The organism is Crossiella sp. CA-258035 (genome assembly GCF_030064675.1).
In the GTDB taxonomy this organism is placed as follows: domain Bacteria; phylum Actinomycetota; class Actinomycetes; order Mycobacteriales; family Pseudonocardiaceae; genus Crossiella.
The window spans coordinates 2,674,827-2,700,942 of record NZ_CP116413.1 but is presented as its reverse complement, the minus strand read 5'-3'; the positions used below and the strand labels follow the sequence as shown (position 1 = coordinate 2,700,942).

23 protein-coding genes are annotated in these 26,116 nt (G+C 70.8%); 9 read left to right on the top strand and 14 right to left on the bottom strand.

The features are described from left to right. Positions 1–16: 16 nt before the first annotated feature. Positions 17–1,252, top strand: a complete 1,236-nt coding sequence (locus tag N8J89_RS12410; protein ID WP_283664482.1) for a YibE/F family protein — start codon at positions 17–19, stop codon at positions 1,250–1,252. Here the strand turns inward: N8J89_RS12410 and N8J89_RS12405 are convergent. From N8J89_RS12405 to N8J89_RS12390, 4 genes are all read right to left on the bottom strand, one after another. Then, complete coding sequence (locus N8J89_RS12405; RefSeq protein ID WP_283664481.1) at positions 1,139–2,128, bottom strand: Ppx/GppA family phosphatase; 990 nt, start codon at positions 2,126–2,128, stop codon at positions 1,139–1,141. The genes N8J89_RS12410 and N8J89_RS12405 overlap by 114 nt on opposite strands. Next, the gene (gene malQ / locus N8J89_RS12400) at positions 2,112–4,079 is read right to left on the bottom strand and encodes a 4-alpha-glucanotransferase (protein WP_283664480.1); all 1,968 of its coding nucleotides are present in this window, start codon (positions 4,077–4,079) and stop codon (positions 2,112–2,114) included. The genes N8J89_RS12405 and malQ overlap by 17 nt, the downstream gene beginning before the upstream one ends. 165 nt (positions 4,080–4,244) lie before the next feature. Next, entirely contained in the window at positions 4,245–4,493 is a 249-nt protein-coding gene (locus tag N8J89_RS12395) for a hypothetical protein (RefSeq protein ID WP_283664479.1), read from the bottom strand. Between the two features lie 346 nt (positions 4,494–4,839). Beyond that, entirely contained in the window at positions 4,840–5,400 is a 561-nt protein-coding gene (locus N8J89_RS12390; protein ID WP_283664478.1) for a PadR family transcriptional regulator, read from the bottom strand. Between the two features lie 768 nt (positions 5,401–6,168). Here N8J89_RS12390 and N8J89_RS12385 point away from each other — a divergent pair. From N8J89_RS12385 to N8J89_RS12375, 3 genes are all read left to right on the top strand, one after another. Further along, positions 6,169–7,542, top strand: a complete 1,374-nt coding sequence (locus N8J89_RS12385) for a carotenoid oxygenase family protein (RefSeq protein ID WP_283664477.1) — start codon at positions 6,169–6,171, stop codon at positions 7,540–7,542. Positions 7,543–7,769: 227 nt separating this feature from the next. Continuing rightward, the gene (locus tag N8J89_RS12380) at positions 7,770–8,492 is read left to right on the top strand and encodes an ABC transporter ATP-binding protein (RefSeq protein WP_252485598.1); all 723 of its coding nucleotides are present in this window, start codon (positions 7,770–7,772) and stop codon (positions 8,490–8,492) included. Between the two features lie 101 nt (positions 8,493–8,593). Continuing rightward, the gene (locus tag N8J89_RS12375) at positions 8,594–9,475 is read left to right on the top strand and encodes a Ppx/GppA phosphatase family protein (protein WP_283664476.1); all 882 of its coding nucleotides are present in this window, start codon (positions 8,594–8,596) and stop codon (positions 9,473–9,475) included. Here N8J89_RS12375 and N8J89_RS12370 read toward each other — a convergent pair. The 7 genes from N8J89_RS12370 to N8J89_RS12340 all read right to left on the bottom strand — a co-directional run bounded on the left by N8J89_RS12370 (position 9,396) and on the right by N8J89_RS12340 (position 18,372). Continuing rightward, on the bottom strand, positions 9,396–10,091 hold the full coding sequence (locus tag N8J89_RS12370) for a DUF998 domain-containing protein (RefSeq protein ID WP_283664475.1): 696 nt from the start codon (positions 10,089–10,091) through the stop codon (positions 9,396–9,398). The genes N8J89_RS12375 and N8J89_RS12370 overlap by 80 nt on opposite strands. A 57-nt stretch (positions 10,092–10,148) precedes the next feature. Next, on the bottom strand, positions 10,149–11,402 hold the full coding sequence (locus tag N8J89_RS12365) for an ABC transporter substrate-binding protein (protein ID WP_283664474.1): 1,254 nt from the start codon (positions 11,400–11,402) through the stop codon (positions 10,149–10,151). Then, positions 11,399–12,613, bottom strand: a complete 1,215-nt coding sequence (locus N8J89_RS12360) for a Gfo/Idh/MocA family protein (protein WP_283664473.1) — start codon at positions 12,611–12,613, stop codon at positions 11,399–11,401. The genes N8J89_RS12365 and N8J89_RS12360 overlap by 4 nt, the downstream gene beginning before the upstream one ends. Before the next feature lie 9 nt (positions 12,614–12,622). Then, positions 12,623–14,638 carry an NPCBM/NEW2 domain-containing protein gene (locus tag N8J89_RS12355; RefSeq protein WP_283664472.1) on the bottom strand — a complete coding sequence of 672 codons (2,016 nt, stop codon included), beginning with the start codon at positions 14,636–14,638 and terminating at the stop codon, positions 12,623–12,625. Positions 14,639–14,648: 10 nt separating this feature from the next. Continuing rightward, positions 14,649–15,023 (bottom strand): hypothetical protein, encoded by a 375-nt coding sequence (locus N8J89_RS12350; protein ID WP_283664471.1) that lies wholly within the window; start codon positions 15,021–15,023, stop codon positions 14,649–14,651. Then, complete coding sequence (locus N8J89_RS12345) at positions 15,024–15,404, bottom strand: hypothetical protein (protein ID WP_283664470.1); 381 nt, start codon at positions 15,402–15,404, stop codon at positions 15,024–15,026. 76 nt (positions 15,405–15,480) lie between these two features. Then, a complete protein-coding gene (locus tag N8J89_RS12340; protein WP_283664469.1) occupies positions 15,481–18,372 on the bottom strand; it encodes a glycosyl hydrolase family 95 catalytic domain-containing protein in 2,892 nt (963 codons plus the stop codon). A gap of 300 nt (positions 18,373–18,672) precedes the next feature. On the opposite strand from N8J89_RS12340, the gene N8J89_RS12335 reads away from it, so the two are divergent. Continuing rightward, a complete protein-coding gene (locus tag N8J89_RS12335) occupies positions 18,673–19,776 on the top strand; it encodes a glycoside hydrolase family 88/105 protein (protein ID WP_283666148.1) in 1,104 nt (367 codons plus the stop codon). Between the two features lie 3 nt (positions 19,777–19,779). Here N8J89_RS12335 and N8J89_RS12330 read toward each other — a convergent pair whose 3' ends face one another. Then, positions 19,780–19,974, bottom strand: coding sequence for a hypothetical protein (locus N8J89_RS12330; protein WP_283664468.1), 195 nt, complete (start codon positions 19,972–19,974; stop codon positions 19,780–19,782). Positions 19,975–20,276: 302 nt separating this feature from the next. Here N8J89_RS12330 and N8J89_RS12325 point away from each other — a divergent pair, with 302 nt between their 5' ends. Together N8J89_RS12325 and N8J89_RS12320 are read left to right on the top strand one after the other, a co-directional pair. Next, positions 20,277–20,630 (top strand): effector-associated constant component EACC1, encoded by a 354-nt coding sequence (locus tag N8J89_RS12325; RefSeq protein ID WP_283664467.1) that lies wholly within the window; start codon positions 20,277–20,279, stop codon positions 20,628–20,630. Beyond that, positions 20,631–22,088 (top strand): caspase family protein, encoded by a 1,458-nt coding sequence (locus tag N8J89_RS12320; RefSeq protein ID WP_283664466.1) that lies wholly within the window; start codon positions 20,631–20,633, stop codon positions 22,086–22,088. A gap of 4 nt (positions 22,089–22,092) precedes the next feature. On the opposite strand, the gene N8J89_RS12315 is transcribed toward N8J89_RS12320, so the two are convergent. Both N8J89_RS12315 and N8J89_RS12310 read right to left on the bottom strand, forming a co-directional pair. After that, entirely contained in the window at positions 22,093–23,073 is a 981-nt protein-coding gene (locus N8J89_RS12315) for a GGDEF domain-containing protein (RefSeq protein WP_283664465.1), read from the bottom strand. Between the two features lie 622 nt (positions 23,074–23,695). Next, positions 23,696–24,919, bottom strand: a complete 1,224-nt coding sequence (locus tag N8J89_RS12310; protein WP_283664464.1) for an MFS transporter — start codon at positions 24,917–24,919, stop codon at positions 23,696–23,698. A 162-nt stretch (positions 24,920–25,081) separates the two neighbouring features. On the opposite strand from N8J89_RS12310, the gene N8J89_RS12305 reads away from it, so the two are divergent. Further along, complete coding sequence (locus N8J89_RS12305) at positions 25,082–25,351, top strand: glutaredoxin domain-containing protein (protein WP_252485587.1); 270 nt, start codon at positions 25,082–25,084, stop codon at positions 25,349–25,351. Next, positions 25,348–26,049 carry a class I SAM-dependent methyltransferase gene (locus N8J89_RS12300; protein WP_283664463.1) on the top strand — a complete coding sequence of 234 codons (702 nt, stop codon included), beginning with the start codon at positions 25,348–25,350 and terminating at the stop codon, positions 26,047–26,049. The genes N8J89_RS12305 and N8J89_RS12300 overlap by 4 nt, the downstream gene beginning before the upstream one ends. The last annotated feature ends 67 nt before the right edge of the window (positions 26,050–26,116 follow it).

Genomic DNA, 26,116 nt, shown 5'->3' with positions numbered 1-26,116 from the left:
CCGCATACTCCTGCCCATGGGACAGCATGCGACAGAACCCGACCTGTCCACTGTGGACACCGACGCCCGGGTGGCCCGCCGGGTGCGCCTGGTGGTCGCCTGGGTGCTCGCCCCGGTGATCGCCATCGCGGTCACCGCGATGGTGCTGCTGTGGCCGGAGCGCGGCGGCATCGTGCAGGACGTGCTGGACGCCCCGCGCGGCGCGGGCACGGTGCAGGAGCTGATCCCCTGCCCGGTGGCCCCCACCGACTGCCAGGTCGCCACCCTCGCGCTCACCGACGGCCCCGGCGCGGGCAGCACGGTGAAAGCCGTGGTGCCGACCAGCAGCGGCGTCAAGGTCTCGGTCGGCCAGACCGTGCTCGCCGCGCACTACCCGACCCGGCTGGTCGAGTGGGAGCGCTACGAGATCGAGGCCCCTGACCGGTCGCTGCCGCTGGCCCTGCTGGCACTGGTGTTCGCCATCGCGGTGCTCGCGCTGTCCCGCTGGCGCGGACTGGCCGCGCTCGGCGCGCTGGGCCTGTGCCTGGCCGGGCTCACCGAGTTCGTGATGCCTGCGATCATCCAGGGCGCCAACCCGTTGCTGGTCGCGGTGGTCGGCGGCACGGTGATCATGGTGGCCGCGCTGTTCATCACGCACGGCTTCAACGCGCGCACCGCGGTCGCCGTGCTCGGCACCGCGGCCGGCCTCACCCTGACCGGCGTGCTCGGCTACGGATCACTGGAGCTGGCCGGGATCACCGGACTGGGCAGCGACAACGTCGGCTTCCTCAGCGGCTACCTGGACGGCGTCGACCTCCAGGGATTGTTGCTGGCGGGCTTGGTGATCGGCGCGCTCGGCGTGCTCGACGACGTCACCGTCACCCAGGCCACCGTGGTGTGGGAGCTGGCCGCGGCCGACCCGACGGCCAGTCGCGCCAAGCTGTTCAGCGCGGGCCTGCGGGTCGGCCGCGCGCACGTGGCCTCCACGGTGAACACCCTGGTGCTGGCCTACGCGGGTGTCGCGCTGCCGCTGCTGATGCTCTTCGCCATCCGCGGCCTGCCGATCCAGCACGTGCTCTCCAGCGCCCCGATCGCCGAGGAGGTGGTGCGCGCGCTGGTCGGCAGCCTGGGCATCATCGCCGCGGTGCCGCTGACGACGCTACTCGCCGCTCTCGCCGTTGGCGGCCGTCCCGCCGCTGTCGTCGAGGTGCCGCAACAGGATCCCCTCCCGGATGCCCCACGGGCAGATCTCCACGCGGGGAACGTCCAGTAGCTCCATCAGGGTCCGCGCGAGCACCGCGCCCGCGACGATGTTGCGGGCGCGGGCCGCCGAGATCCCCGGCAGCTGCGCGCGTTCGGCCGCGGGCATCCTGGCCAGCTTCGGGATCCAGCGCCGCAGCTCCCGGTACTCCAGGGCCAGCGGTTCTTCGGCGTCCGGCCCGCTGGTCAGCTTGGCCAGCTGGGTGAAGATCTTGGACACCGCGACCACCCGCTGCGGATCGGGCTGCTCGCGGAAGGCGGCGATGGTCGGCGCGAGCACCTCGCGCAGCCGCCGCCGCAGCTTCTTGACCTCCTGCGCGGTCGGCGGGTCCTGGCTGAGGTACCGGCGGGTCAGCCGCCACGCGCCCAGCGGCAGCGAGACCGCCAGCTCCGGCTCCTCGCCGCGCCCGGCGGCCAGTTCCACGGTGCCGCCGCCGATGTCGAGCATCAGCATCCGGCCGACCTGCCAGCCGTACCAGCGGCGCGCGGCCAGGAAGGTCAGCCCCGCCTCGGCCTCGCCGCTGAAGAAGGACATGTCGATGCCGGTGGCCCGGCGGATCTGCTTGCACGCCTCGGTCCGGTTCGGCGCGTCCCGCACCGAGGAGGTGCCGAAGGGCACCAGTTCGGCGACCCCGTAGGCCTCGGCCTCGGCCACGCACTGGCGCACCGCGCGCACCAGCCGCTCCATGCCCTCGGGACTGATCACCCCGTGCCGGTCGATGTCCTCGGCCAGCCCGATCTGCGCCTTCACCGAGTGCAGCGGGTCCGGCGAGCCGCCGGGGTAGACGTCGACGACCTGGAGATGCGCGGTGTTGGACCCGACGTCCAGCACCCCTAGGCGCACGGCCTGGGACAGCGCGGGCATCGATTGGTCAGTCGTCTTGCGCACCCACACCCTCCTTCACCACATCGACGATCCGGCGTACCACCGGATCGCGGAACAGCTCCGCCACCGTCACCGGCAGCGGTATCCGCCAGTTGGGGTAGACGTCCACGGTGCCCGGCAGGTTGGGCTGACGTGGCTCACGCAACACGTCGTAGGGCGAGATCAACACGAACCGGGAGGGAGTCGCGGCGAGGAACGCGTGCATCGCCACCACCACCTCCTCCTCGTCCGGATCTCCTTGCCTGCCAAGGAATCCCTCACTCCGCAACAGCCCGATCAGCTCGTCCCGGTCCGCCTCGGCCCGCGCCCGCTCGTCCTCCACGGACCCGGCCAGCACACCCAGCTCCGCCCGCACCCGGACCTGTTCCGCACGCAGGAACCCCGCCGCCGTCGGCAGGTCATGGGTGGACACGCTCGCCGCGGCCTCGGCGGGCCAGCGCGCGCTCGGCAACATCGGCTCACCCTCGGTTTCGGCGTCCCGCTGGAACCACAGCACCGCCGAACCCAGGATGTTGTGCTCCCGCAAGGATTCGGTGACCTGCGGCAGCACGGTGCCGAGGTCCTCGCCGATCACCACCGCGCCCGCCCGCACCGCCTCCAGCGCGAGGATGCCGAGCATGGCCTCCGCATCGTAGTGCACGTACGCGCCACGCTTGGGTGACTCACCCGGCGGCACCCACCACAGCCGCCACAGCCCCAGGATGTGGTCGATCCGGATCCCGTCGGAATGCCGCAACACCGCCCGCAACATGTCCCGGTAGGCGGCGTACCCGGTGGCCACCAACCGATCCGGCCGCCACGGCGGCAGGGCCCAGTCCTGCCCCTGCTGGTTGAACGCGTCCGGCGGCGCCCCCACGGTGACCCCCGCGGCCAGCACGTCCTGCAACGCCCACGAGTCAGCCCCCTCAGCCGCCACCCCCACGGCGAGGTCGTGCACCAGCCCCACGGACATCCCGGCCTCCCGCGCGGCCGCCTGCGCCCCGGCCAACTGCCGAGCGCACAACCGTTGCAGCCACACGTGGAACGACACCCGCTCGGCCAACTCGACCCGCGCCGCCGCCACCGCCGGCGAGGACGGATGCTGGAGCTCAACGGGCCAGCTCCGCCACCGCCCCCCATGCCGCTCGGCCAGCGCGCAGAAGGTCGCGAAGTCCAGCAACCCCGGCTCCACCGGCTCATCACGCCCCTGGGCCAACGGCCACAACAACTCTAACGCCGCGAGCTTGCTCTCCCACACCGCGTCGTAGTTGATCAGCTCAACGTCCGAGGCCGGCCGCACCGCGTCAACCTCAAGCCGCACATCGGGTTCAGCCGCGAGGTACTCCTCGGTGTCCTCCACCCGCAGGTACAGCGGATTGGCGAACCGCCGGCTCGAGGGCGAGTAAGGAGAAGCCTCCACCGGCCGCACCGGCGTCATGGCGTGCAACGGATTGAGCAGAACCACATCCGCCCCACCCGCCCCAGCCAACCCCGCGAACTCGCCAAGGTCGGAAAGATCCCCGATCCCCCAAGACCCGTTGGACCGCAACGCGTACAGCTGCACCATCCAGCCCCAGCTCCGCGGCGGCCGGGGCAACGCCTGCGGCGCCACCACGACGGTGACCTCGGCCCCGTCGACGCGCAACGTGTGCCACCCCAACGGCAAGTCCCCGGGCAGCCCATCCGGCAGAACCCGCCGAGTCCCATCCTCAAGAACAAGTTCGGCGGTGCGCTCCAACGCCCGCTCCTGCCCCTCCCGCAACACAATCGTGCCGGGCAACGCACCAGCCGCGCGCTCAGCCCGCGCCGCAGCCAGCCCCGCCCGAACCGCCTCAGGCGAAGAGGCATCCACCCCAAGCTGTGCCAGCACGGCAACGACGACATCCGCCTCGATGTCAACCCGCCGTCGCCCACTGCCCTCATACCAGGTGGACACCCCGTGCGCCTCGGCAAGTGCGGCCAACTCGGCGTTCACGGGCCTCCTTCTGTTCACCTGTCCGTTATTCCACTTTCCCAGCAAACCACCCCCAACCCGTCATCGATTTGACGATTTGAGCGAATTTCTTACGTCGAATGGCCCACACCTCACCCAAAGTTGACCCTACGTAACCCCGAGCAACCATCCCCAGCCACCCAACCCTCACCCCGCCACCCCAACCAGTCGCACCGTGGCCCCGCCGCCTGTCACCCAGAGCCCCACCACCACGCCCCAGCCCACCTCACCCCTGACCAGCCCGCCCACCCAGCCGGCAGCCACGCCCCGCCCGGTCCACCAGCCCGAGCACCACCGAACCGGCACCACCGGGGCGGGCGCCACCAGCCCGAGCACCGCCGGACTGGGCACCACCGAACCGAGCGCCGTGACCCGAGCACCGGAAACCCAGCTCACCCACCGTCCCGTCCTCAGCGTCGAACGCCCCTCGAATATGACCGGTCATCTTGCCGCAGCCAGTCGTCCGCCCGCCTCAATCCACCCCAGCCCCCATCCAGCCGCGCGGCCGCCGCCGAGCATCAGTCCCGCCGAGGCTTAAGCCTCACCCACCGCCCACGACTCCCGCCCCACGTTGATCCAGAGCAGCGCAGCCCCTAGCCCACTCCCCACGGCCAGCCACGTCCCCGCCGTCCCCAACCCCAGCCCACTCCCCCCACGCCCAACGCCCCACTGCCCCCGCCAGCCACTCCCCGCCGTCTACCGGCCCCAGCCACTGCCCGTTGCCCCACGGCCTCCACCCAGCTCAGCCCGCGGCCCCCTCGTCCCCATCCCCCTGAGCGTCAAGCTGCTCAACCGCCCACTCCGCCCAGTCCCGAATCGCCGCGAAATGCCGCCGCCCCAGCTCCGCCGCGATCCGCCCAAACGCCGCGCTCCCGGGCCCCGACACCTCCTCCATCTTCTCGATGTCCGCCCCGATCTCGGCGATCTCCCGCTCGCTGTGCGCGATCTCAGCCCGCAACAACGCCTGCGCCGCCCCCGGCTCCAACGCGGTGATCAAGAAGATCCGCAACAACGCCTTGTTCCGCACGGTGTTGACCGTCTCCAGCGGCCCCTCTCCCAGCCACGCCTGGAGTTCCGCCCGCCCCGCCTCGGTGACCACGTAGTCCCGCCGCCCCCGGGCACCCTCCGCCACCGCCTCGACCAGGCCGTCGTCAGCCAGCTTGTTCAGCTCGGTGTAGATCTGGTTGTGCCGCGCGCTCCACGCGTACCGGCCAATGCTGCCCTCGAAGTGCTTGGCCAGGTCGTACCCACTGGCCTCGGGACGCAACGCCAGCATGCCGAGCAGCGCATGACGCAGGGACATAACCCTTCCTCACCTCACAAGATCGCCCAGAGCCTAGACGCTCCACCACGACCAAGACCGCCAGCGCCACCGCCACCCAAGCCCCCGGGCATCCCGGCATCCCGGCATCCCGGCATCCCGGCATCCCGGCATCCCGGCATCCCGGACGAGTCTCGCGCCGCGCCCAGTCCCTCATCGCCCGACCCCGCACCGCGCCGAGCCGCCCCACCCGGTCTCGCACGCCCCGGCGGCGACCGTTATCCCGGCGGCTCCCACCGCGCCTGACTCGGCGGCCACCGCGCCTGCCCCTCCGGCTGCGGCGTCTGGCGGCACTGGCCACGTTGCCCGATCTGCCGAGTGCTGAGCGTGCCTCGCGGGCCCCGTGCCTACCGGCTGCCCGCCCGCGCCCTCCGCTTCTTCTGCGGAACGCTTTTCGCGGCCATTTGGTTGCCCCGGGCCTCCGAGCAACTCGGCACTCTCCACCAGCATCCCACATATCCGCAGCTCAAAGCCTATCCCACCCCCAACCGCCTCCTCCGCCAACCCCAAACCCAACGCACCGAACCAAGCCCCCGCATGCAACCCGAACGACCCCGCACCCCAACCCGCCACCCACGAACCTCCACCCACGAACCGCGACCCGGAAATCCACCGCCCCCATCCGCGCCCCGCATCCGCCACTCACCGCGCCCCGTCCCACGCGCAGCCGTCCCGGCAACGCCCGCGCACACCCACCACTCGCCACACCTCCATCTTGACATGTCAAAAATGACACGTCATAAATGAACCATGACCAACACCGCGACACCCCCCACCTACCTCTCCGGCGCCCTGGCCCCCGTCGCCACCGAGCACACCGCCCTCGACCTCCGCGTCACCGGCAACCTGCCGCCGGAGCTCGACGGTCGCTACTTCCGCAACGGGCCCAACCCGCTTCCCGGCACCGATCCCGGTCACTGGTTCACCGGGCAGGGGATGGTGCACGGGGTTCGGCTGAGCAATGGGCGGGCGGAGTGGTATCGGAATCGGTGGGTTCGGACGCCGCGGTTTGCTGGGGAGGATCGGCCTTATGTTCGGGCGGATGGGAGTGTTGATCTCGCGGCGGTGAATGCCAATACGCATGTCATCCCGCATGCGGGGCGGATTCTGGCGTTGGTGGAGTCGGGGTTTCCGTATGAGCTGACGCCGGAGTTGGAGACCGTGGGGCCCTGCGACTTCGGGGGGCGGTTGACCACGGCGATGACCGCGCATCCCAAAGAAGACCCTGCCACCGGGGAGTTGCACTTCTTCGGGGTGGCGATGCGGCCGCCGTTCTTGACCTATCACGTGTTGTCGGCGGCCGGTGAGCTGGTGCGCAGTGTGCCGGTCGACGTGCTGGGGCCGAGCATGATGCACGACTTCGCGATCACCGCGAACCACGTGTTGTGGCTGGATCTGCCGATGACCCTCGATCTGGAAGCGGCCGGGGGTCTGCCGTTCCGGTGGAATGACGACTACCCGGCGCGGATCGGGGTCATGCCGCGGAATGGGAACAGTGCGGATGTGCGGTGGATCGAGATCGATCCCTGTTACGTCTTCCACGTGGCCAACGCGGCGGAGAACCCGGACGGCACCATCACCTTCGACGCGGTGCGCTACACCCCCGCCACCATCCAGCGGGCCTGGCGCCGGATCGGCGGGCATGCCGACCTGACCGAGGCCCAGACCTCCGCGCCGACCTCGTTGCACCGGTGGGTGCTGGATCCGGTGCGGGGCACGGCGCGGGAGCAGGCGCTCGGCGATGAGTCAGTGGAGTTCCCGACCATCAACGAGGGGCTGACCGGGCTCGCGCACCGGTTCGTCTACACCGTGGGGGCGCAGCTGACCGGGGGTGGACGCGGCATCGTCAAGTACGACCTGCGGGACGGGTCAACCGATCAGCACGAGCTCGCGGAGACCTGGCAGCCGGGTGAGGCGGTGTTCGTGCCAAGTGGGCACGGCGAATCCGAGGATGCCGGGTGGCTGTTGTCGGTGACCAGCAGCGAGACGGGCGCGGCCGCCGACCTGCTGGTGCTGGACGCCACCGACCTGGCGGCCGGGCCGGTGGCGACCGTGCACCTGCCCCACCGGGTGCCGGCCGGCTTCCACGGATCGTGGATCACCGACGCGGAACTGGCGGGTTGAGAACTCCGAGAGCGGCGGCTCCCCAGGGCCGCGGCGGGACCGGTCCCGGGGAGCTGCCACTCCCTCGCGTCTCCGCGAGGGTTTTTGGCGGCGGGGGTCCTCGGTGACCGGCACCTAACTTGCCCGCAACACGGGGCGTCGTCAATAGGTCTAGACCAAATTCAGTCCATAGGCACAGCCGGGCTGTGCCTATGGACCAGCCACCCTGAGCTGACAGACTGGCGACCATGGCAGACCGTAGGCCGCCCACGCTGGCACTTTCCGACCTGCACCGCAGGCACGGCAGCGGGCCTCGCAGTGTGCACGCGCTGCGCGGTGTCACCCTGACGGTCGAGCCTGGCCGGCTGGTCGCGGTGATGGGGCCGAGCGGGTCGGGCAAGTCCACCCTGCTGAACCTGGCCGGCGGGCTGGACGTGCCGACCTCGGGCACCGTGACGGTGGACGGGCGCGACCTGGCCACGCTGCGCGCCGCTGAGCTGGCGGCGTTGCGGCGCAACACGATCGGCTACGTCTTCCAGGAGTACAACCTGGTGCCCGCGCTCACCGCGGCGGAGAACGTGGCGCTGCCCAGGGAACTGGACGGGGTGCCTGCCCGGACCGCGCGGGCCGAGGCGCGGGAGACGCTGACCCAGCTGGGCATCGCCGACATCGGCGACCTGTTCCCCGACCAGCTCTCCGGCGGGCAGCAGCAGCGCATCGCGATCGCCAGGGCGGTGGTCGGCCCACGCAGGCTGATCCTGGCCGACGAGCCGACCGGGGCGCTGGACTCCGACAGCGGTGAGGCGGTGCTGCGGCTGCTGCGGGCGCGCTGCGACGCGGGCGCGGCCGGGGTGCTGGTCACCCACGAGGCCCGCCATGCGGCGTGGGCCGATCAGGTGATCTTCCTTCAGGACGGGCGGCTGGTGGACGAAACGGGATACACGCTGGACCCGGAGTCCCTGCTCAGCTGAGTGGGGCGGTTTCGCGTGAGTGTCGTCACCCGTTCTGCCCTGTCCGGCCCTTCGCCAAGATCCCTAGGCTCGGCAGCAGTCGAGTGCTGGGGAGAGTTGTGGTGCCACACGGCAGGGTCGCGGCCATTGAGTGCGGCGCTGACTCGATCCAGCTGCTGGTGGCCGACCTGGCTACCACCGACGGCACCGGCCTGACCGAGGTCACCAGGCGGTTCGAGCCGCTCAAACCCGGCGACGAGGCGCTGCCCAGGGCGCGCGCGGTGCTGGCCGACTACGCCGAGGTGATCGCCGAGCTCCAGGTGCACAAGGTGCGGCTGTGCGGCACCGGCGCGGACGAGTCGTTGACCGCGATCGCGCTGGACACCCTCGGCGTCAAACCGGACACCCTGACCGCGGCCGAGTGCGCCGAGCTGGCCTTCGCCGGCGCGGTCGGCGACCTGCCGGGCGCGGGCCAGGTGACGCACCTGGTCGCCGACATCGGCAACCACAGCACCCAGCTGGCCCTCGGAGTGTCCACTGTGGACCGGATCGCCTCGGTCGACCTGGGCTGCGCGGCGCTGGCGGACCGCTACTTCCAGCACGATCCGCCGGCCGAGGACGAGATCGAGCAGGCCAGGCAGGACATGACCTTCGTGGTCGACCACGCGCTGGCCGCGGTGCCGGGCTGGCGGACCGCCCGGCTGGTCGGGGTGTCGGAGTCGGTGGCCGGCATCGCCGCCTTCGTGCTCGGCGACCGGCCAGGTCCCGAGCAGCCGCTGCACCACGCGGTGATCACCGAGGAGGAGGTCACCGTGGCCACCGCCGAGCTGCTCACCATGCCGGCGGACACCCGGCGCGCGCTGGTCACGCCCTATCCGCACCTGGCCGATGTGCTGCCGGCCTGCGCGCTGGCGGTGCAGCTGCTCATGCAGCGCGCCGGTCAGCAGCGTCTGATCGTGAGCAGGCACGACATCCTGCACGGCCTGGCCCGGTACACAGGATGAGCCCGATCACCAGCAGCCACAGCTGGAACGGGTAGCCGGCCAGCCGTTCCATGCCGCCGGGGCCGAGCCCGAAGTGCAGCACCTGGGCGGAGTACTGCCCCGCGGTGAACAGCATCGAGGCGGTCACCGCGAGTCCGCCGACCAGGCAGCCGAACACGCCGATCCACCGCGACCGGTCCACCACGGCCAGGCTGACCAGGAAGATCGCGATCCCGCCGACCGGCAGGTTGAGCGCGGCCAGCGCGTGCCCGGTGCGGTTGATGTTCTCCGGCACCAGGCCGGTCAGCGCCTCCAGCGCGCCGGTGGCCAGCATCAGCGCGAAGGAGGCCGACCCGGTCCAGCCGTGCGGCCACAGCCCGCGCAGCAGCAGCGTGCCGCCGATCAGGCACAGCCCGGCGAGCACCAGCGTGGTGTTCATCAGCAGGTGCAGCGGCGAGCAGACGAACTGCGGGCCGCCGTGCGGTTCGATGAACAGGCCGCAGCCGGTGTTGCCGAGGTGGCCCACCAGGTCCTGGTACCAGGAGTAGGGCGGTTCCCAGGCCGCCGCGGTGATCAGCTGGCCGCCGACGCACAGCAGCGCCGAGCAGATCCACAGCAGCGCACCGAGGACGGCCATGGCACCCACTATGGCCGGTGCGCGCCGACCTGTGCGGGAGGCGCGTCACACTGGGACTCACTTCAGGTGGTTGGCGGCATCGGTGAAGAACTGGCGGACCGCCTCGTCGATGGTCTTGCGGCCGAAGACGACCTCCTCGTTGAGGCGCTGCATGAGCTTGTAGACCGCGCCGTCGCCCTTGGGCGGGGGTGGCGGCGGGTCGCCGAGATGGGGCTCCAGCGCGGTCTCGTAGTCGTAGACCTGCCGGTCGGGACCCTGCAGGCTGTCGGCGACCTGGGCGCGGATCTTCAGGTTGGGCGGCAGTCCCCTGGTGGCGCCGAGGATCTTGCCCGCTTCCTCGTCGTTGAGCAGGAAGTCGACCAGCTTGACCGCGGCCTCGCGCTGCTTGGTGCGGGCGAAGACGGACAGCAGCTGGGAGGGTTTGCGGTACTGGCCGAGCTGTGCCGGGTTGTCGCTGGGGTACGGGGCGAGCTTGAGCTCGTTGGGGCGGATGGCGTGGTAGCCGCCGAAGATGCTGTCGTAGCTGTGTTCGGTGGCGGTGCGGCGGCGACCCAGCGGGGTCTGTTCCGGGCCCTGGTTGAGGCCGGCGGTCAGCTCGGTGTGGTTGAGCGCGCCCGCGGCCCGGAAGCGGGCGGCCAGCTGCCAGAACTCGCGCAGGTCGGACTCGGTGAAGGCGAACTGGCCCTCGGCGGTGTAGAGCTGTTTTCCGCATTGCCGCAGCCACATCTCGAAGACGTCCTCGGTGCCCGCGAAGTCGGTGGCGCCGGCCAGCTGGCCCTGGGTCAGCCTGGTGGCGGTGGCCAGGTAGTCCTGCCAGGTCCAGCCCAGCTTCGGCTCGGGAATGCCCTTGGCGGCGAAGGGTTTCGGGTCGTAGACGATGGTGGTGGTGTTCTGCGCCAACGGCACCCCGACCTGTTTGGCGCCGACCTTGCCCGCAGCGAGCAGGCCCTGGTGCCAGTCCGCGGTGCGGATCTGCTTGCCCAGGCTGCCTGCCAGGTCCAGCAGCACGCCGCGGCCGGCGTACTCGTTGAGGTAGCGGTAGTCCAGCTGCATCACATCGGGCGGGTTGCCGCCCGCGGTCTCGGTGGCCAGCTTCTCCCAGTAGGCGGCGAAGGAGGTGAACGTGGTGTCCACCCGCACGCCGGGGTTGCGCTGCTCGAACAGCGCGACCGCGCGCTGGGTCAGGGTGGCCCGGTCCTGGTTGCCCCACCAGACGAAACGCAGCCGGATCTCGCCCTCGGCCGCGCCGCCACCGCAGGCGGCCAGCCCGAACACCAGGCCCAGCGCGGTCAGCAGCGCCAGTCTTCTCACAACCGGACCCCCAGTTCGCTGGTGCGCACCGGCCCGCCGGTGACCAGGCTGCGGTTGGCCGCGAACCCGGTGAGCAGCGAGCGCGCCCCGGCCAGGTGGTCGGCGCGTTTGCCGGTGCTGTCCTCGGTTTCCGCGCCGAAGAGTGCGGCGCACAGCCTGCGGTCGGCGGTGGCGTGCCCTTCCTCCGCGGACACCGAGACCTGCCGTGGCGGCTGCCAGAACTCGCGCACCCACAGGCTGGCGTGCGGCTGGCCGCCGGGATCGGCCTCCACCACCTCCAGCTCGGCCCGGCCCTTGCTGCCGTTGACCATCACCCGCACGCCCTCCCACGGGGCGTAGGCGGTCAGGTGGTAGGTCAGGGTGGCGCCGGAGTGGTAGCGGGCGAGCACCGCGAGATCGTCCTCAATGGACACTCCGGGGGCGAAGACATCCTGGTCCCGCCGGTAGCCGTCCTCGTGCGCGGCCTCGTGGTAGAGCTCGCGCAGCCAGGGGTCCTCGGTGAGGTCGAGCCGGAAGGCCGCCGGGTCGTGGCCGTGTCGCCGGAGGTTGTCCGGGCCGTAGAAGAACAACCGGCCCTGCGCGTAGACCTCGGCCGGTTCGGTGTCCAGCCACCAGTTGACCAGGTCGAAGTGGTGGGTGGCCTTGTGCACCAGCAGGCCGCCGGAGTTGGCCTTGTCCCGGTGCCAGCGGCGGAAGTAGTCCGCGCCGTGCCGGGTGTCCAGCAGCCATTCGAAGTGCACCGAGCCGACCTCGCCGACCTGCCCGGCCGCGATGATCTGCTTGAGCCGCTCGAAGACCGGCTGGTAGCGGTAGTTGAAGGCGACCGTGACCGTGCGCCCGGTGTCGGCCACCGCGTCCAGGATGCGTTGGCAGCGTTCGGGATCGGTGGTCATCGGCTTCTCGGTGATGACATCGCGGCCCGCGCGCAGGGCGGCGGTGATGTACTCCTCGTGGGTGCTGTCCACCGTGGTGACCAGCACGGTGTCCACGGCTTCCCGGTCCAGCATGGCCAGGAAGTCCTCGGCCGGATACTCGGGCACGGGGGCCGCGCCGGGCCCGGAGAGCCGCCGGTTGTGCGCGGCCATCCGGGTCCGGTTGACATCGGCCAGCGCGACCAGCTCGGCCGTGCCGGTGTGCTCGACGGCCAGGGCGCGCAGGAACACCGTGGCCCGGTGCCCGGTGCCGATGAGCGCGTAACGCTTGCGGGTCAAGGAGTTTCCTCACAGGTGGCAGGTGAGCACGGGGTCGGCGAAGTCGCCTCGGTCGAACTGCACGCCGTCGCCGCCGTCGGTGATCACCAGCTTCAGGTAGCGGGCGCCGGTGAGGTCGGCGGAGAGGGTCACGGCGTCGTCGCGCCAGCTGTGCAGGCCGCTGTCGGCGACTTTGCGGCCGTCGGCCCAGATCTCGAAGGTGGCCGAGCCGAGCTGCCGCTCATCGCGCTCGTCGTCGATGCCGACGGTGGTGGTGAGGTTGGTGCAGCGGTTGTTCAGGTAGTAGGTGAGGGTGCTGGGCGCGTGCCCGCCGAGGCCCTTGGCGAAGCGCTTCCCGTTGATGGTCAGGGGTTTGCCGTCGCCAGGCCGGTAGCTGCCGTTGGACATGTCGCGTTCGACCGGACCGTAACCGCCGTGCTCCACGGCCGAGCGGAGGTCACCGAGGCTGCTCACCGTGCCGGGCACCATGGGCGGCACGATGAGCTGCTGCTCGCCGCCCAGGATGACCTTGTGCGCGCCGGCCCAGCCGAACTCCAGTCCATTGTGGAGCTTCGCTGGCCCGTCGGGCGTGGTGGCGGGCACGGTGACCTGGTAGACCGCGCGGACGGTCTCGCCGGTGCGCAGCAGCCAGCGGCGGTCCGCGCGCACCAGCCGGGCGTGCCACTTCGGCGGCACGGTCAAGGTGAGCTTGGGGTCGAAGACGGGTGTGCGGGCCAGGTTGGTGGCGGAGACGCCGACCTCGAAGGTGCGTCCGGCCGGGGTGAGGTTGGCCGGGATGCCGGGGATGGTGGTGGCCAGGTCGAGGCCGGTGGTGACCGCGGGCTGCTGCCAGATCCAGTCCGCGCCGGTGGAGATCCGGTACATCACGGTGGCATGCGGCGGGACCACCGCGGAGACCTCACCCGCGGTCTGGAAGTCCTTGTGCTGCCACAGGTCCCGCACCTTGTACCCGGCCCGCTCCGGCAGGCCGAGCTCGGTGGCGCTGGTGCTGATCCGGGCGGCCACCTCGGTCTCGTTGAACAGCGCGACCGCGGTGTCCCCGTTGGCCAGCGGCTTGGCGAAGATCCAGCGACCGTCCTTGTTGGACAGCACCCTGCCCTGCTTGCCCAGCTTGTCCTGGTCGACCGCGATGACCTCGCGGTTGTTCAGGATGTCGAAGGTGGCGGGGGTGACCTTGCGCAGGTCCGAGCCGATCAGCAGCGGGGCGGCCATGATGGACCAGAGGCTGAAGTGCGAGCGGTACTCGGTGTCGGTCATGCCGCCGTTGCCGACCTCCAGCATGTCCGGGTCGTTCCACCGGCCGGGCCCGGCGTGCTCGGCCAGCACCGCGTTGCGCTTCATGATGTCCATGGTCTTGGCCCAGGTGTCGGTGATGTCGCCGGTGGTGCGCCACAGGTGGCCGACCTCGGCTCCCCATTCCCACGGCTTGTTCTCGCCCCACTCGCACAGCGAGTAGACGATCTTGCGGCCGGTCTTGATCAGCGCGTCGCGCATCTTGGTGTAGCGCTCCAGCGCGGGACGGCCCTGGTTGTTGCAGTTGTCGTACTTGAGGTAGTCCACGCCCCAGTCGGCGAAGGTCTGCGCGTCGATCTCCTCGTGGTCCAGCGCGCCGGGCATGGTCTTGGCGCAGGTGAGGGTGCCGGCGCTGGTGTAGATGCCCAGTTTCAGGCCCTTGGCGTGCACGTAGTCGGCCAAAGCCTTGATGCCACTGGGGAAGCGCTCTGGGTGGTGGGTGAGCCGCTTGGTGACCGGGTCGCGGTCCGGTGCGGCCCAGCAGTCGTCGATGTTGACGTAGGAGTAGCCGGAGTCCTTGAGCCCCTTGCTGATGAACAGGTCGGCGGTGTCCCTGATCAGCTTCTCGTCCACCGCGCATCCGGTGGCGTTCCAGTTGTTGAAGCCCATCGGCGGGGTGAGCGCCAGCCCGTCCGGTAGTGCCGCCGCCTGCTGCGGCAGCGCCACCAGGAGCCCGAGCACGGTGCCCGCCGCGCCGATCGAGGCGATCAGCTTGCGCGCCAACCTGTTCACCGCTACTCCCTTACTGGAGGATGTATCCCTGGTAGCCCCGGATGAGCTGGTAGCAGTCCTTCAGTCCGGCGCTCTCGATGCTGCGGTAGATGCCCCACTTGGGGCGCAGGTAGTTCTTGTTGCGCCACATGTCCACCGCGGTGGTCCGGTAGTCCTGCACCACCCGGCCGCCGTCCTTGATCACCCAGCGCACGTAGCCGCCGCTGTTGACCGCCTTGACCTCGAACTCGATGTCGATCCACTTGTTCTGCAACGGGGTCAGCGGCACCGGGGCGTGCACGGTGTTGGCGTCGTCGTCCCGCAGCGTGAGCATCTCGATCTTGGGTCCGTTGCGCTCGCGCAGGGTCATGGTGATCAGCGGGCCGCCCACGTCCTGCACCTTCATCTAGAAGATGTGGCTGAACCGGGTGGTGGCGGTGAGCGAGCTGGGGATGTAGGCCTGGTAGGTGATCCGCCAGGTCTGGCCTTCCTGGATCTTGTGCAGGGTGTCGCCGGTGCGCATGCCCTTGGACTCGTTGCGCTGCCGGTCGGAGCCGTCGCGGTCCCTGGTGTGCATGTCGAAGCGCCAGTGGTCGGCCAGCGCGTGGATGTGCTTGACGCCCGGGTGCGAGCCGGAACGGTCGTCCTCCAGGCCTTCGAAGGCGCGGAGCTTGTCGGTGGCGGGGTTCGGGTTCCAGCGCAGCACCCAGTCGGCCGGTCTGGGCTCCACCGCGCTGGTGCGGGCCGGGGCGACGGTCTGCGGGGCGGCAAGGCCCCCGACGGTCAAGGCGCTCAGAGCACCGAGTCTCAGTGCGTTCCTGCGGTCTATCCGGTGCGGTTCCTCGGACACGGAAGTCCCCTCCTCAGGCGGGGTTGGTGACCTTCTCCAATGTCACGGCGAACACGTGCGAACGGGGTTTCGCGCTGGCGGGCAAGGTGATCGCGCGCAGTCGCCGCGTCGGGTCGGCGGCGAGAACCTGGTGGAACACCGTGGCCCTGCGGTCCACGGGTCCGGTTCGGGTGTGGATCTGGTTGGTGCGCAACGGTTCGCTCTCCCCGAAGGCGGCCGGGGCGAGCCAGTCGGTGAGGGCGAGGCGGACCGGGGCGGTGCTGCCGTCGGTGTAGTGCAGGGTGGCCGTGGCATCGGTGTTGCCGTTGTCGCTGGCGCCCAGCAGGTGCAGCTTCCGGTAGTTGCCCTCGGGCAGCTCGAGGGTCTGTCCGGCGGCGATGACGTTGTTCTTGGTGCCTTCGTGGTCGTTGGTGAAGCGGAACGGCACGCCGTCGTTGGTGAGGGATCCGTTCTGCGGCAACGCGCCGGAGGGGTAGGTGCGGCCGGTGCCGTCGAAGTCGCCGTCGCCGAGGTAGAACTCGTTGGTGATGCCGTCGTTGGTGTAGAAGGGTTCCAGGTCCACGGTGACCATGTCGCCGCCGGGCGGCAGTGGCGGCAGGCCCCAGGGCGGAGCGGGTGTGGTGACCGTGACCGGTGCGATGGTGAGGTCGGGCCGGGTGCCGGCGGCGTGCACGATGACCTCCTGGCCGCGGCGCAGCTCGATCTCGATGGTGTCGGCGGCACCCTGCTTGTACCGGTGCGGGCGGCCGTGCACATCCCGCACGGTGAGGCGGCCGGGGATGCCGGTGCGCACCCGGCAGGGCTCGCCGGCCAGGCTGCGGATGCGGACGAACTCGGTCTTTCCGTTGCGCCGCACCGCGCTGACCAGGAACGCGCCCTCGGTGCGGAAGTCGTGCAGGGTGACCTCGGCCCACTCGCCCGGCACCGCGGGGAAGATCCGGATGATGCCGCCCCAGCTCTGGCAGAGCATGTCGTGCAGGGACTGCATGCCCGAGAGCGGGGTCTCGATGACCGGCCCCGCCTCGTAGTACATGGTGTTGGGCTGGAGGAAGCGGGCGACCAGCTCGCGCAGGTACTTCAGCGCGTCGTCGCCGCGGCCGAACTGGCTGGAGATCGAGGCGGCGCCGGTGAAGCTGTAGCCGCGCAGCGCGCCCTCGAAGCTGATCCAGTGCTTCAGCGAGCGGTCGATCAGCTCGCGGTGCTCGGGCTGTTCGGCGGTGACCAGGTAGAGCGGGTAGACCATGAGCAGGTGCGAGTAGTGCCGGTGCGACTTGGCGAACGGCACGCCCGCGCCGATCATGAAGCCGTTGCCGTCCACCGGGTAGTCGACCAGGGTGTCCAGCACCTCCCGCCAGCGCGGGGCCAGCGGGTCGTGGATGCGCAGCAGCCGCACGGACTCCAGCAGGGTGGCGCAGCTCCAGCGGATCAGCGCCAGGTCGTAGTTGCAGTCCGGCGCGCTGCCGTACTCCGGGGAGAAGGTGGGCGGCAGGTGCAGCTTGCCGTCCGGGCCGGGGGCGAGGAAGTGCAGGTAGTAGTTCATCGCCTTGCGCAGCAACGGGTACAGCACCTCGCGCAGCACCCGTTCGTCCATGCTGTGCCGGTAGGTCAGCCACACGTTGTGCAGCAGCCAGGGCAGGTCGCCGACCTCGGGGTCGGGTGAGGTCTTGCCTGGTACGCCGACGAATCCGGCGTCGTCGAACTGGGCGTCGGTGCTGCGGCGCAGCCCGGCCGAGTCGTGCCGGTACTCCGGGCGCAGGCCGTCGACGAGGGTCTGCCGGTGGGTGGCCAGGGTGCGCGGGATCGGGTCCAGCTCGGGGTGGCCGGAGCCGTGCACCGGCCAGTACTGCAGCTGGGCGTTGAGGTTCCACCACACCGAGGGCCAGGGCGTCGGCTCCAGCCAGGGGCCGGTGGTGGCCATCACCGGGCCGCTGGCACGGGAGGCGCTGGCGAGCTTGTACAGCTGGATCCAGTAGAAGCTCTGCAGCAGACCGTCCGGAATGGACAGGAAGCTGCGGCGGTAGCAGTCGTGCCACCAGTTCCGGTGCTCGCGCAGCAGCTCGCCCTCGCCGGTGAGCGCGGCGCGGCGCACGGTGGTGCGGGCGAACTGCTCGGCGGTGGTGTCCGGGTAGGTGTGCGCGACCGAGAGCAGCAGGGTGGTCTCGTTGCGCCCCTTGGTTTTGCGGTAGGCGGTGGCGGTCTGGCCGCCGGCCACCATGGGCTGCACGACCAGGTGCTCCTCGCCCGCGGTGCGGAGTTCCGGGGCCGGGTTGCGGGTGAAGTCCTTGGGCGGGTCCTCGCGGATGGTGCGCGGGCTGATCGCCTCGGCAGGGTGGAAGGCGAGGGTGAAGTCCCGTTCGCCCGCGCTGGGGCGCACCGAGATCCGCAGCAGCGAGCGGATGCTGTGCACGATCGCGCGGATCTCCAGGCTGCCGCGGTCGGTGGTGATGGTGCCACGCAACTCGGCCTGCCACAGGTCCAGCCGTAGGTCCAGGCCGGTGATGGCGCCGACCGGGGTGAGCAGCAGCCTGCCGACCGGCAGCCTGGCCACGCCCCACTCGTTGCCGAAGCTGGGCCTGTGGTCCTGCACTTGGCTGTGGTCGACGGTGAAACGCAGCGCGTTGGCGCCGGGTTCGCGGTAGACGCTGGTGGCCAGGAACCCGTTGCCCAGGAACGGGCCCTCGTACCAGGTGCGTGGCAGCCGGGCCCAGCGCAGGTCCTGCGCGCCGAGGAACTCCGCCCAGGCCGCCTCGGTGCGCATCCGGTCACGCAGCCCGGCCTCGGTGGCCTCGACCGGCTCGGCCAGGGCCTGTCCGCTCAGCGGCCCGGCCAGTGATCCGGCGAGTGAGCCGGCCACCGCCGCACCCAGGAAGCCCCTGCGGGAGATGCCCGCGGTCCCCTCGTCCATCAGCACCTCGTCCGTACGTGGCAACTCATACAAACGTTGCTCAAAGATCGGATGTGTGGCCGCCCCGAGCGTAGGACTGGCCAAAACCGCCGTCAACCTGTCATTCCGGCTACTCCGTGGGCAGGACAGCGCCCTATGGCCCTTGACAGGCTCCCCCGACCCCCGGTGTGCTGGACGAACCGCCACCGCCTCGCCGCCACCGTTCGCCATGAGATCGGATGATTACCTTTACATCGAGAGGTGGACGACGTGATCACGACAACCCGCGCCCGCAGGCTGGTGCTCGGCCTGCTGCTGGCCATGACCAGCGCGCTGGGCACCCCGGCGGCCGTCGCCGCGCCCGCGCCGGAGGACTGGTCGAAGGCGGTGGTGGACTCGACCATGAAGCGCTACACCCCCGCCACACTGGGCGGCTGGAGTTACACCCGGGGGCTGTACCTGTACGGCCAGTACCTGGTCTACAAGCGCACCGGGGAGAAGAAGTACTTCGACTACCTCAAGGCGTGGGTGGACCGCTTCGTCAACGCCGACGGCGAGATCAGCAACAACTTCACCAACCTGGACGCGATGCGCTCGGCCACCCTGCTGACCATCCTGCACGCCGAGACCGGGCAGGCGAAGTACAAGAAGGCGGCCGACAAGCTGCGCAACCGGTTCCCGGCCTACCCGAGGACCAAGGACGGCGGCATGTTCCACGCGGCCGGCAAGGTAGGACAGCTGTGGGCGGACGGGGTGTACATGGCCCAGCCGTTCATCGCCGGCTATGCCAAGCAGTACAACGAGACCTACGGTTACGACGAGGCCGTTCGCAACCTGGCCGCCTACTTCAAGAACCTCAAGCGCGACAACGGCCTGCTCTGGCACGCCTATGACGAGGACGGCTCCGAGCCGTGGGCGAAGAACCCCGGCAGGCACTCCGCCGAGCACTGGGCCCGGGCCATCGGCTGGTTCGGCATGACCGCCATCGACATCCTGGAAGTGTTGCCCGCCAACCATCCCCGCCGCGCCGAGGTGATCGCCATGGTGCAACACCTGGCCCGCGGCTACCAGCGCTACCAGGACGCGGCCACCGGACGCTGGTTCCAGGTGGTGGACAAGCCGACTGCGAGCGGCAACTGGACGGAGACCTCCGCCTCGGCCATGTACACCTTCATGATCTCGCGCGGGGTGGAGCGGGGGTACCTGGACGCGAGCTTCAGCGCGGTGAGCCGCAAGGGGTATCAGGGCGTGCTGGCGAAGGCGAGCGTGGGCTCGGACGGGCTGACCAACGTGCGGGACATCAGCGAGGGGACGAACGTCGGGGACCTGTCGTACTACTTGAAGCGACCGCGGAACACGAACGACTTCCACGGGCTGGGCGCGTTCCTGATCATGAACGAGCAACTCCGCAAGACCGGGGCGTGAGACTCAGGCGTCGGGCGCGCGCGGGGTCTCGATCTCGCGCGCGTCCCGGCGCAGCTCGACGGTGAAGCCGATGGCGCGGCCCATTCGGGCGACGATGCGGACGCGGTGCTCGGGCAGAAATCTGCCGACCACGTAGAGGAAGCCGAGAACGGCACCGGCGAGGATGAGAACGAGGGCGACGACTGCCCACAGGTCCACGGCATGCTCCAGCCACGACCAGCCTGAGCTTCCGGTCGTCGCTTTAGTTTCGCCGCGCCTGACTGGGAGCATTCGAAACTCCGGTCGTGTCTGCTCAGGAGCCAGCCATTCGGGTTGACTGGCACAAGACGACCGGGCCGCGAGCTGGAGCTGTCTGGCAGCTTGCGGCGCACGCATCGTAGCAGCACCGCTACCGCGAGTGGTGACCGAAGCTTTGCGGCAACGTGACTTGTCCGCACACTCCGCCCGCACTCCCTGGGATAGCGTCATCGCTCTGGGTAGTCGAGCAAGTAGGGGGCGTGATGACCGGCGCGAGCATCGCGATCAGCGGCACCGGGTCCGAGCAGTTGCGAGATCTGGCTGCCTGGTTGCACGGTGAGGACGAGCTACGCGGCCGGGTCGAGCTGCTCGACGCCCCGGTGCGGCCCGGTGAGCTGGGCGCGGAGCTGGATGCCGTGGTGGTGCTGGTGACCAGTGGGACGGCGACGGTGCTGGTGCGGTCGTTGTTCGGGTGGCTGGGCAGGCGGACCGAGGCGCGGCGGGTGACGCTGAAGGTGCGGGCCGAGGGGCGTGAGGTGACCTTGCAGGCGGGGTCGGCGGATGAGGCGCGGGCCGTGCTGGTGGAGGTGCGCAAGGTGCTGGACGGCGAGGCCTAGGTGCACCGGCCGCCGGAGCGCCGGTTGTCCAGGGCGGTGCTGATCGGCACCAGCGACTACCTGCACGCCGAGGAGCTGCCGCCGCTGCCCGCCGTCGGCAACAACCTCGCCGACCTGCGCCGGGCGCTGACCGATCCGGACACCGGCATCCTGGACCGCGGCCAGTGCACGGTGATCGACACCCCGGACTCCCCCGCCAGTCTGCTGGACCGGCTGGCCGCGGTGGCGGGGCAGGCCGAGGACCTGCTGCTGGTCTACTACGCGGGGCACGGGATCCGACATCCGGTCAAGGAGCGGTTGTTCCTGGGGGTGCGGCAGACGAGTCAGCGCAGCCTGTGGGGTACCGGGGTGCCGTTCGACTCGGTCCGGGAGATCATCGAGGGCTCGCCGGCGCGGACCCGGTTGCTGTTGCTGGACTGCTGTTACTCGGGGCTCGCGGTGAGCACGATGTCCCCGGCGGGGGTGGACATCCAGGAGGTGGACGTGCGGGGGACGGCGGTGATCGCGTCCTCGCCGCGCAACGAGCGGTCGCACTCGCCGGTGGGTGAGGCGCACACCGCGTTCACCGGGGAGGTGATCCGGCTGCTGCAGGACGGGTCGCCGTTGCGGGATGCGCCGTTGACGGTGCAGCAGTTGTTCCGGTCGGTGTCGGCGGCGCTGGCTCGGCGGGAGCTGCCTCGGCCGAAGGGGAGTTTGGGGGATACCAGCGGGGATCTGTTGCTGCGGCGGGAATCCGGGCGGCCGGGCGCGGAGGTGGCGGAGCCCGCGGGGCGGGTCGCGGCTGAGCCGGTGCGGCCGGATGCGGAAGTGGTGAAACCCGAGGTGCGGGTCGCCGCGGAGCCGATGCGGTCCGGTGCGGAAGTGGTGGAGCCACCGGTGCGGGTCGCGCCGGAGCTGATTTGGCCGGGGCTGCCGGTGGTGGCCGCGGAGCGGGAACCGGTGGCCGGGACCAAGCCGGTCCAGCCGGTGCCGTATGTGCCGCCGGGGCCGCCCTCCGTCGAGTACCTGCGCGGCCGCCCCATGCCGGCCTCCTACTACCGCCGCGTCTTCGGCTCCGCGCTGACCACCGCGCTGCTCTGGCTGCTGTTCGCCTACCTGAGCGGCCAGGGTGCGGGCGTGCTGTTGCAGGCGGGACTGGCGGGATCGCTGTCGCCGCTCGGGCTGGCGATGCTGGTCGTGGGGTTGATGTTCGGGCTGGTGCTGCGGTTCCGGTACCGGGTGCGGTTGTTGCGCGGGCCGCGGTGGCCTCCGCTGCCCCAGGTGCGGCCTCGGCTGGCGCTGGGGCTCTACCGTGCGGCGAACGTGCTCGTCTGGGCCGCGTTGCCCGCGCTGGCGGTGGCGGCCTACGCCGTCGTGGTGAACACCGGCGAGCTCAACTACGGCTTCCACTTCCTGGCGGTGGAGGCGATCGTGGGTGACCTCTACCTGATGCGCAGGCTCAACGAGCTCAGCTGGTGACGGGTCAGGCCTCGCGTTGTTCCGGCAGGCGGACCGCGGCCTCGGCCGCCTCGACCCGGTCGCGGCCGCTCTCCTTCGCCCGGTACAGCGCGGCGTCGGTGGCGGCGACCAGGCTGTCCAGGTCCGGGCCGTGGTCCGGGGAGATGCCCAGGCCGACGGAGGTGGTGCGGTCGTCGATGATGACCACGTGGCCGCCTCGGCGGTGCGTGGTCGGCACCTGCATGTCGCGGACCTTGGCGCGGATGCGCTCGGCCACGGTGTGCGCCTCCAGGCGGCTGACCTCGGGCAGCAGCACGATGAACTCCTCGCCGCCCCACCGGCCGACCAGGTCGCCCGCACGGGTGCTCTCGCGCAGGACCTCGGCCACCGCGCGCAGCACGTCGTCGCCTGCCACGTGGCCGTAGGTGTCGTTGATCGACTTGAAGTGGTCCAGGTCCAGCATGAGCAGCGCGGCCTGGTGGTCGGCGCGGACCAGGGTGCGGTTGGCGCGGTCCAGCCAGCCACGGCGGTTGAGCAGTCCGGTCAGCGCGTCGGTGGAGGCGTCCCGCTCCAGCTGGCGCAGCAGCGCGATCCGGTTCAGCACGGCGGCGACCGGGACCAGGGCGAAGGCCAGGAACGGGTTGTGGATCAGCACCACGGCGGCGACCGCGCCCAGGGCCACGGTCATGGCCTCCAGGGCGTTGTCCGGGGCGGTGCCGAACAGCTCGGTCAGGTCGGGCTTGGGGGTGCTCAGCGCGATCACGCCCGCGACCACCAGCAGCTGGGTCAGGCCGTAGCTGAACCCGGCGGCCGCGGTGGTGCCGGCCTCGGCGAGCATGGTCAGCGGGTGGGCGCTGGTCCAGGCCGGGGTGCCGAGCAGGTCGAGCACCTCGTGCGCGGACAGCGCGGCGAGCAGGATGCTGCTGGTGCTGAAGGCGAACCGGAACAGCGGGCGGCGCGCGATGAGGTAACGCTGCGTGCGAATGGCGATGACGACCAATGCCATCAACGGCACCGGCAACAGCAGAACCGCGGGCAGGGTCCAGATACTCGTAAGATCAATATGCGGCCCTGGTGTGCTGCCCCTGCGTTGTTCCTCGGTGCGCCGGGACAGGTGCACGTGCGCCCCGCCACAGGCGATGAGAACTAGACAAGTCAGCCATTCCCGGCCGGCCGGCGCGTCCATGGCCAGCACGGATGTGACTAGAGCGGTCAGCACCACCGCCTCGACTACCAGCAGATAAACGATTACCCGCCGAGGCAGCGACCACAGCGCCCATTTACTCGGGCGAATTCGTGCGAACGATTCCCGCTTCTTCGTTTGGCCGGTGTGCGACTGACCCCCCACACTGTTCATACCTCTATCCCGTGTGCCCGGCACACGGGTGTCGTGTAGCTGCGGCCTGAGCGTGGCGCTGACCTCCCGGGGAGGTGGTCTCCGTGTCCGACCGCGACTGGTGAAGGTCATGGCCGTCCCCTTTCGCCCGCACCCACCGCAGCCGACCGGAGGTGATTCCCGTGACTGACCGCGACTGGTGACTCTCGCTTGGTTTGTCGGCGCCGCAGCCCGGCGTCGTTACACCGGTGTACCCCGTTTTGCACTCCGTGTGACCGGCAACCGCTGAGTCTCACACCCATGACGGACTCACCGGACCCTCCTGACGCGACCGTCGCCATGCCCACGCGGCCGGAACCGCCAGGACCAGGCCAACGGCCCCTGCCAGGGTAACCGTCGTGCTCGGGCTGCCGACCAGCTCTGTGGTCACACCGCCCGCCACCACGCCCAGACCCTGCACCACGCGGAGCCCGGTGCGAGCCACGCCATAGGCCGCGCCCCGGTCCGCGTCCGGCACCGCGGCCATGAACTCGGCCGCCGCCGTGACCTGGTAGGCGGCCAGCGCGCCCGAGATCGCGAGCAGGACCAGCGCGCCCGCCAGGCCCACCCCGGCGAAGCCGAGCAGGGCCGCGACCGAGCCGACCGCGAACACCCCGAGCAGCCGGAGCCGGGTCTCGGTGCTGGTCCAGCGGGTGAGCAGGAAGGTGCTCAGCGCGTACGCGGCCGGGTCCACCGCGAGCAGCCAGCCCACCGCGGCCGGTCCCGCGCCGTACTCCAGGGCCAGCGGCGCGGCCAGTCCCTCCGGCACCACCGCGATCCCGGCCAGCCAGGACAGCCCGAGCAGCGCGCGCAGCCGCCTGCTCCGCCACACCACCCGCACCCCGGAAGTGCTCCTGGCCTCGGCGGCGACCGTCTCGCGGGCTGCGGGCCGGTGCTTGACGCCGAGCTGGACGAGCAGCGCGACCATGGCGAAGGTGACCGCGTCGATGGCCAGCGCCAGGTGTGGTCCGAGCAGGCCGACCGCGAGGCCGCCGCCGGCCAGGCCGAGCAGCATGGCCGCGTTCGCGGTGATCTGCCGCAGCGCCTGTCCGGCCTGGTAGACCTCGCCGGTGAGCACCACCGGCACGGTGGCCGCCTGGGCCGCGGCGAACGGGGCCTGGGCCAGCTGGACCAGCACCAGCAGGCTGGCGACCAGCCACAGCGGCATGCCGGGCACGGCCATCAGACCGACCAGCAGCGCTTGGGCAAGGGAGGTGTGCACCATCACCGGGCGCCGGGGGTAGCGGTCGGCCAGCCAGGACAGCAGTGGACCGGCGACCAGCTGGGGCAGCATGGTCAGCGCGTAGGCGCCCGCGGTGAGCAGGGCCGAGCCGGTGCGCTCGAAGACCAGCAGTGAGAGCGCGACCTTGGCCAGTTGGTCTCCCACCACCGACTGGAGCTCCGCGAGCCACAGCGCACGGAACTCGGCGATTCCGAACGCCGCGATGAACCCGCCCTGCCGCGACACATCGAACACCCTAGAAGCGCACGAAAGCGCACGCTTGTCTCCAGGCAGGTCCTACCGGAAAAGAGCAACACAGGGTGCTTGCCGGTGACGGTGGGTGCAGGAAACGGCCACTGTGCGCTGGCCCATCGGTCGGATTTGGCTAGGCACGGTCGCTGCGGGTAAACGTGAGGTATGAGCGAGAACGCGGTGGAGTTCTACTGGCGGCCGGGCTGCGGTTTCTGCATGAGCCTGGAGCGGGCGCTGAACCAGGCCGGGCTGCCGTATCGCAAGGTCAACATCTGGGAGGACCCGGAGGCGGCGGCGCGGGTGCGCTCGGTGGCCAACGGCAACGAGGTGGTGCCCACGGTGTTCGTCGGACCGGCCGCGATGGTCAACCCGAGCATCGGCCAGGTCACCGCCGCGGTCCGCGAGCACGCGCCAGAGCTGCTGCCGCAGGCATGACCGACTGGGAGCCCCTGGCGGGCAGGCTCGCGCACGAGGCGCTGGCCGAGGGCGACCCGACCGCCTGGTTCGACCGGCTGTACCAGGCCGGGGCGGACGGCGGGGTGGACATGCCCTGGGACCGCCAGGCTCCGCAGCCGCTGCTGGCCGCCTGGGCCGCCGGAAACGGGCTGTCCGGGGCTGGCTCGCCGGAGGCCGGGCAGGCTGGGGCCGGGCGGCGGGCGGTCGTGGTCGGGTGCGGGCTGGGCGCGGACGCGGAGTTCCTGGCCGGGTTGGGCTTCGCCACCACCGGCTTCGACATCTCCGAGACCGCGATCCGGACCAACCGGGCGCGCCGCCCGGACTCGCCGGTGCACTACACCACCGCGGACCTGTTCGCGCTGCCGCCGGAGTGGCACCGGGCCTTCGACCTGGTGGTGGAGATCTTCACCGTGCAGGCCCTGCCCGGTGAGCTGCGCGCGGGCGCGGTGACCGGGGTGCGCGAGCTGGTCGCGCCCGGCGGCACGCTGCTGGTGATCGCCCGCTCCGCCGAGCAGCCGCCCGCCGAGGGCGACGGGCCGCCGTGGCCGTTGGTGCGCGCCGACCTGGACCTCTTCACCGCCGATGACCTGCGGGAACGCCGGGTGGAGCGGGCCGGGGACACCGGCAGGCCGAGCCGGGGCAGCTGCTGGGTCGCGGAGTTCGAGCGCCCGAGGTAGCTGTTCACCTACCCGCCGCGATGGTGAACGTTCGCTTCGCTAGCGTTGTCGCGCCAGATTATGGGCA

Excerpts from the sequence above, each read along its gene's own strand:
- N8J89_RS12340 (WP_283664469.1), bottom strand. The coding sequence starts at position 18,372 with ATGGACGAGGGGACCGCGGGCATCTCCCGCAGGGGCTTCCTGGGTGCG.
- N8J89_RS12335 (WP_283666148.1), top strand. The coding sequence starts at position 18,673 with ATGACCAGCGCGCTGGGCACCCCGGCGGCCGTCGCCGCGCCCGCGCCG.
- N8J89_RS12315 (WP_283664465.1), bottom strand. The coding sequence starts at position 23,073 with ATGGCATTGGTCGTCATCGCCATTCGCACGCAGCGTTACCTCATCGCG.
- N8J89_RS12300 (WP_283664463.1), top strand. The coding sequence starts at position 25,348 with ATGACCGACTGGGAGCCCCTGGCGGGCAGGCTCGCGCACGAGGCGCTG.
- N8J89_RS12380 (WP_252485598.1), top strand. The coding sequence starts at position 7,770 with ATGGCAGACCGTAGGCCGCCCACGCTGGCACTTTCCGACCTGCACCGC.
- N8J89_RS12390 (WP_283664478.1), bottom strand. The coding sequence starts at position 5,400 with ATGTCCCTGCGTCATGCGCTGCTCGGCATGCTGGCGTTGCGTCCCGAG.
- N8J89_RS12410 (WP_283664482.1), top strand. The coding sequence starts at position 17 with ATGGGACAGCATGCGACAGAACCCGACCTGTCCACTGTGGACACCGAC.
- N8J89_RS12385 (WP_283664477.1), top strand. The coding sequence starts at position 6,169 with ATGACCAACACCGCGACACCCCCCACCTACCTCTCCGGCGCCCTGGCC.
- N8J89_RS12305 (WP_252485587.1), top strand. The coding sequence starts at position 25,082 with ATGAGCGAGAACGCGGTGGAGTTCTACTGGCGGCCGGGCTGCGGTTTC.
- N8J89_RS12325 (WP_283664467.1), top strand. The coding sequence starts at position 20,277 with ATGACCGGCGCGAGCATCGCGATCAGCGGCACCGGGTCCGAGCAGTTG.
- N8J89_RS12350 (WP_283664471.1), bottom strand. The coding sequence starts at position 15,023 with ATGAAGGTGCAGGACGTGGGCGGCCCGCTGATCACCATGACCCTGCGC.
- N8J89_RS12370 (WP_283664475.1), bottom strand. The coding sequence starts at position 10,091 with ATGGCCGTCCTCGGTGCGCTGCTGTGGATCTGCTCGGCGCTGCTGTGC.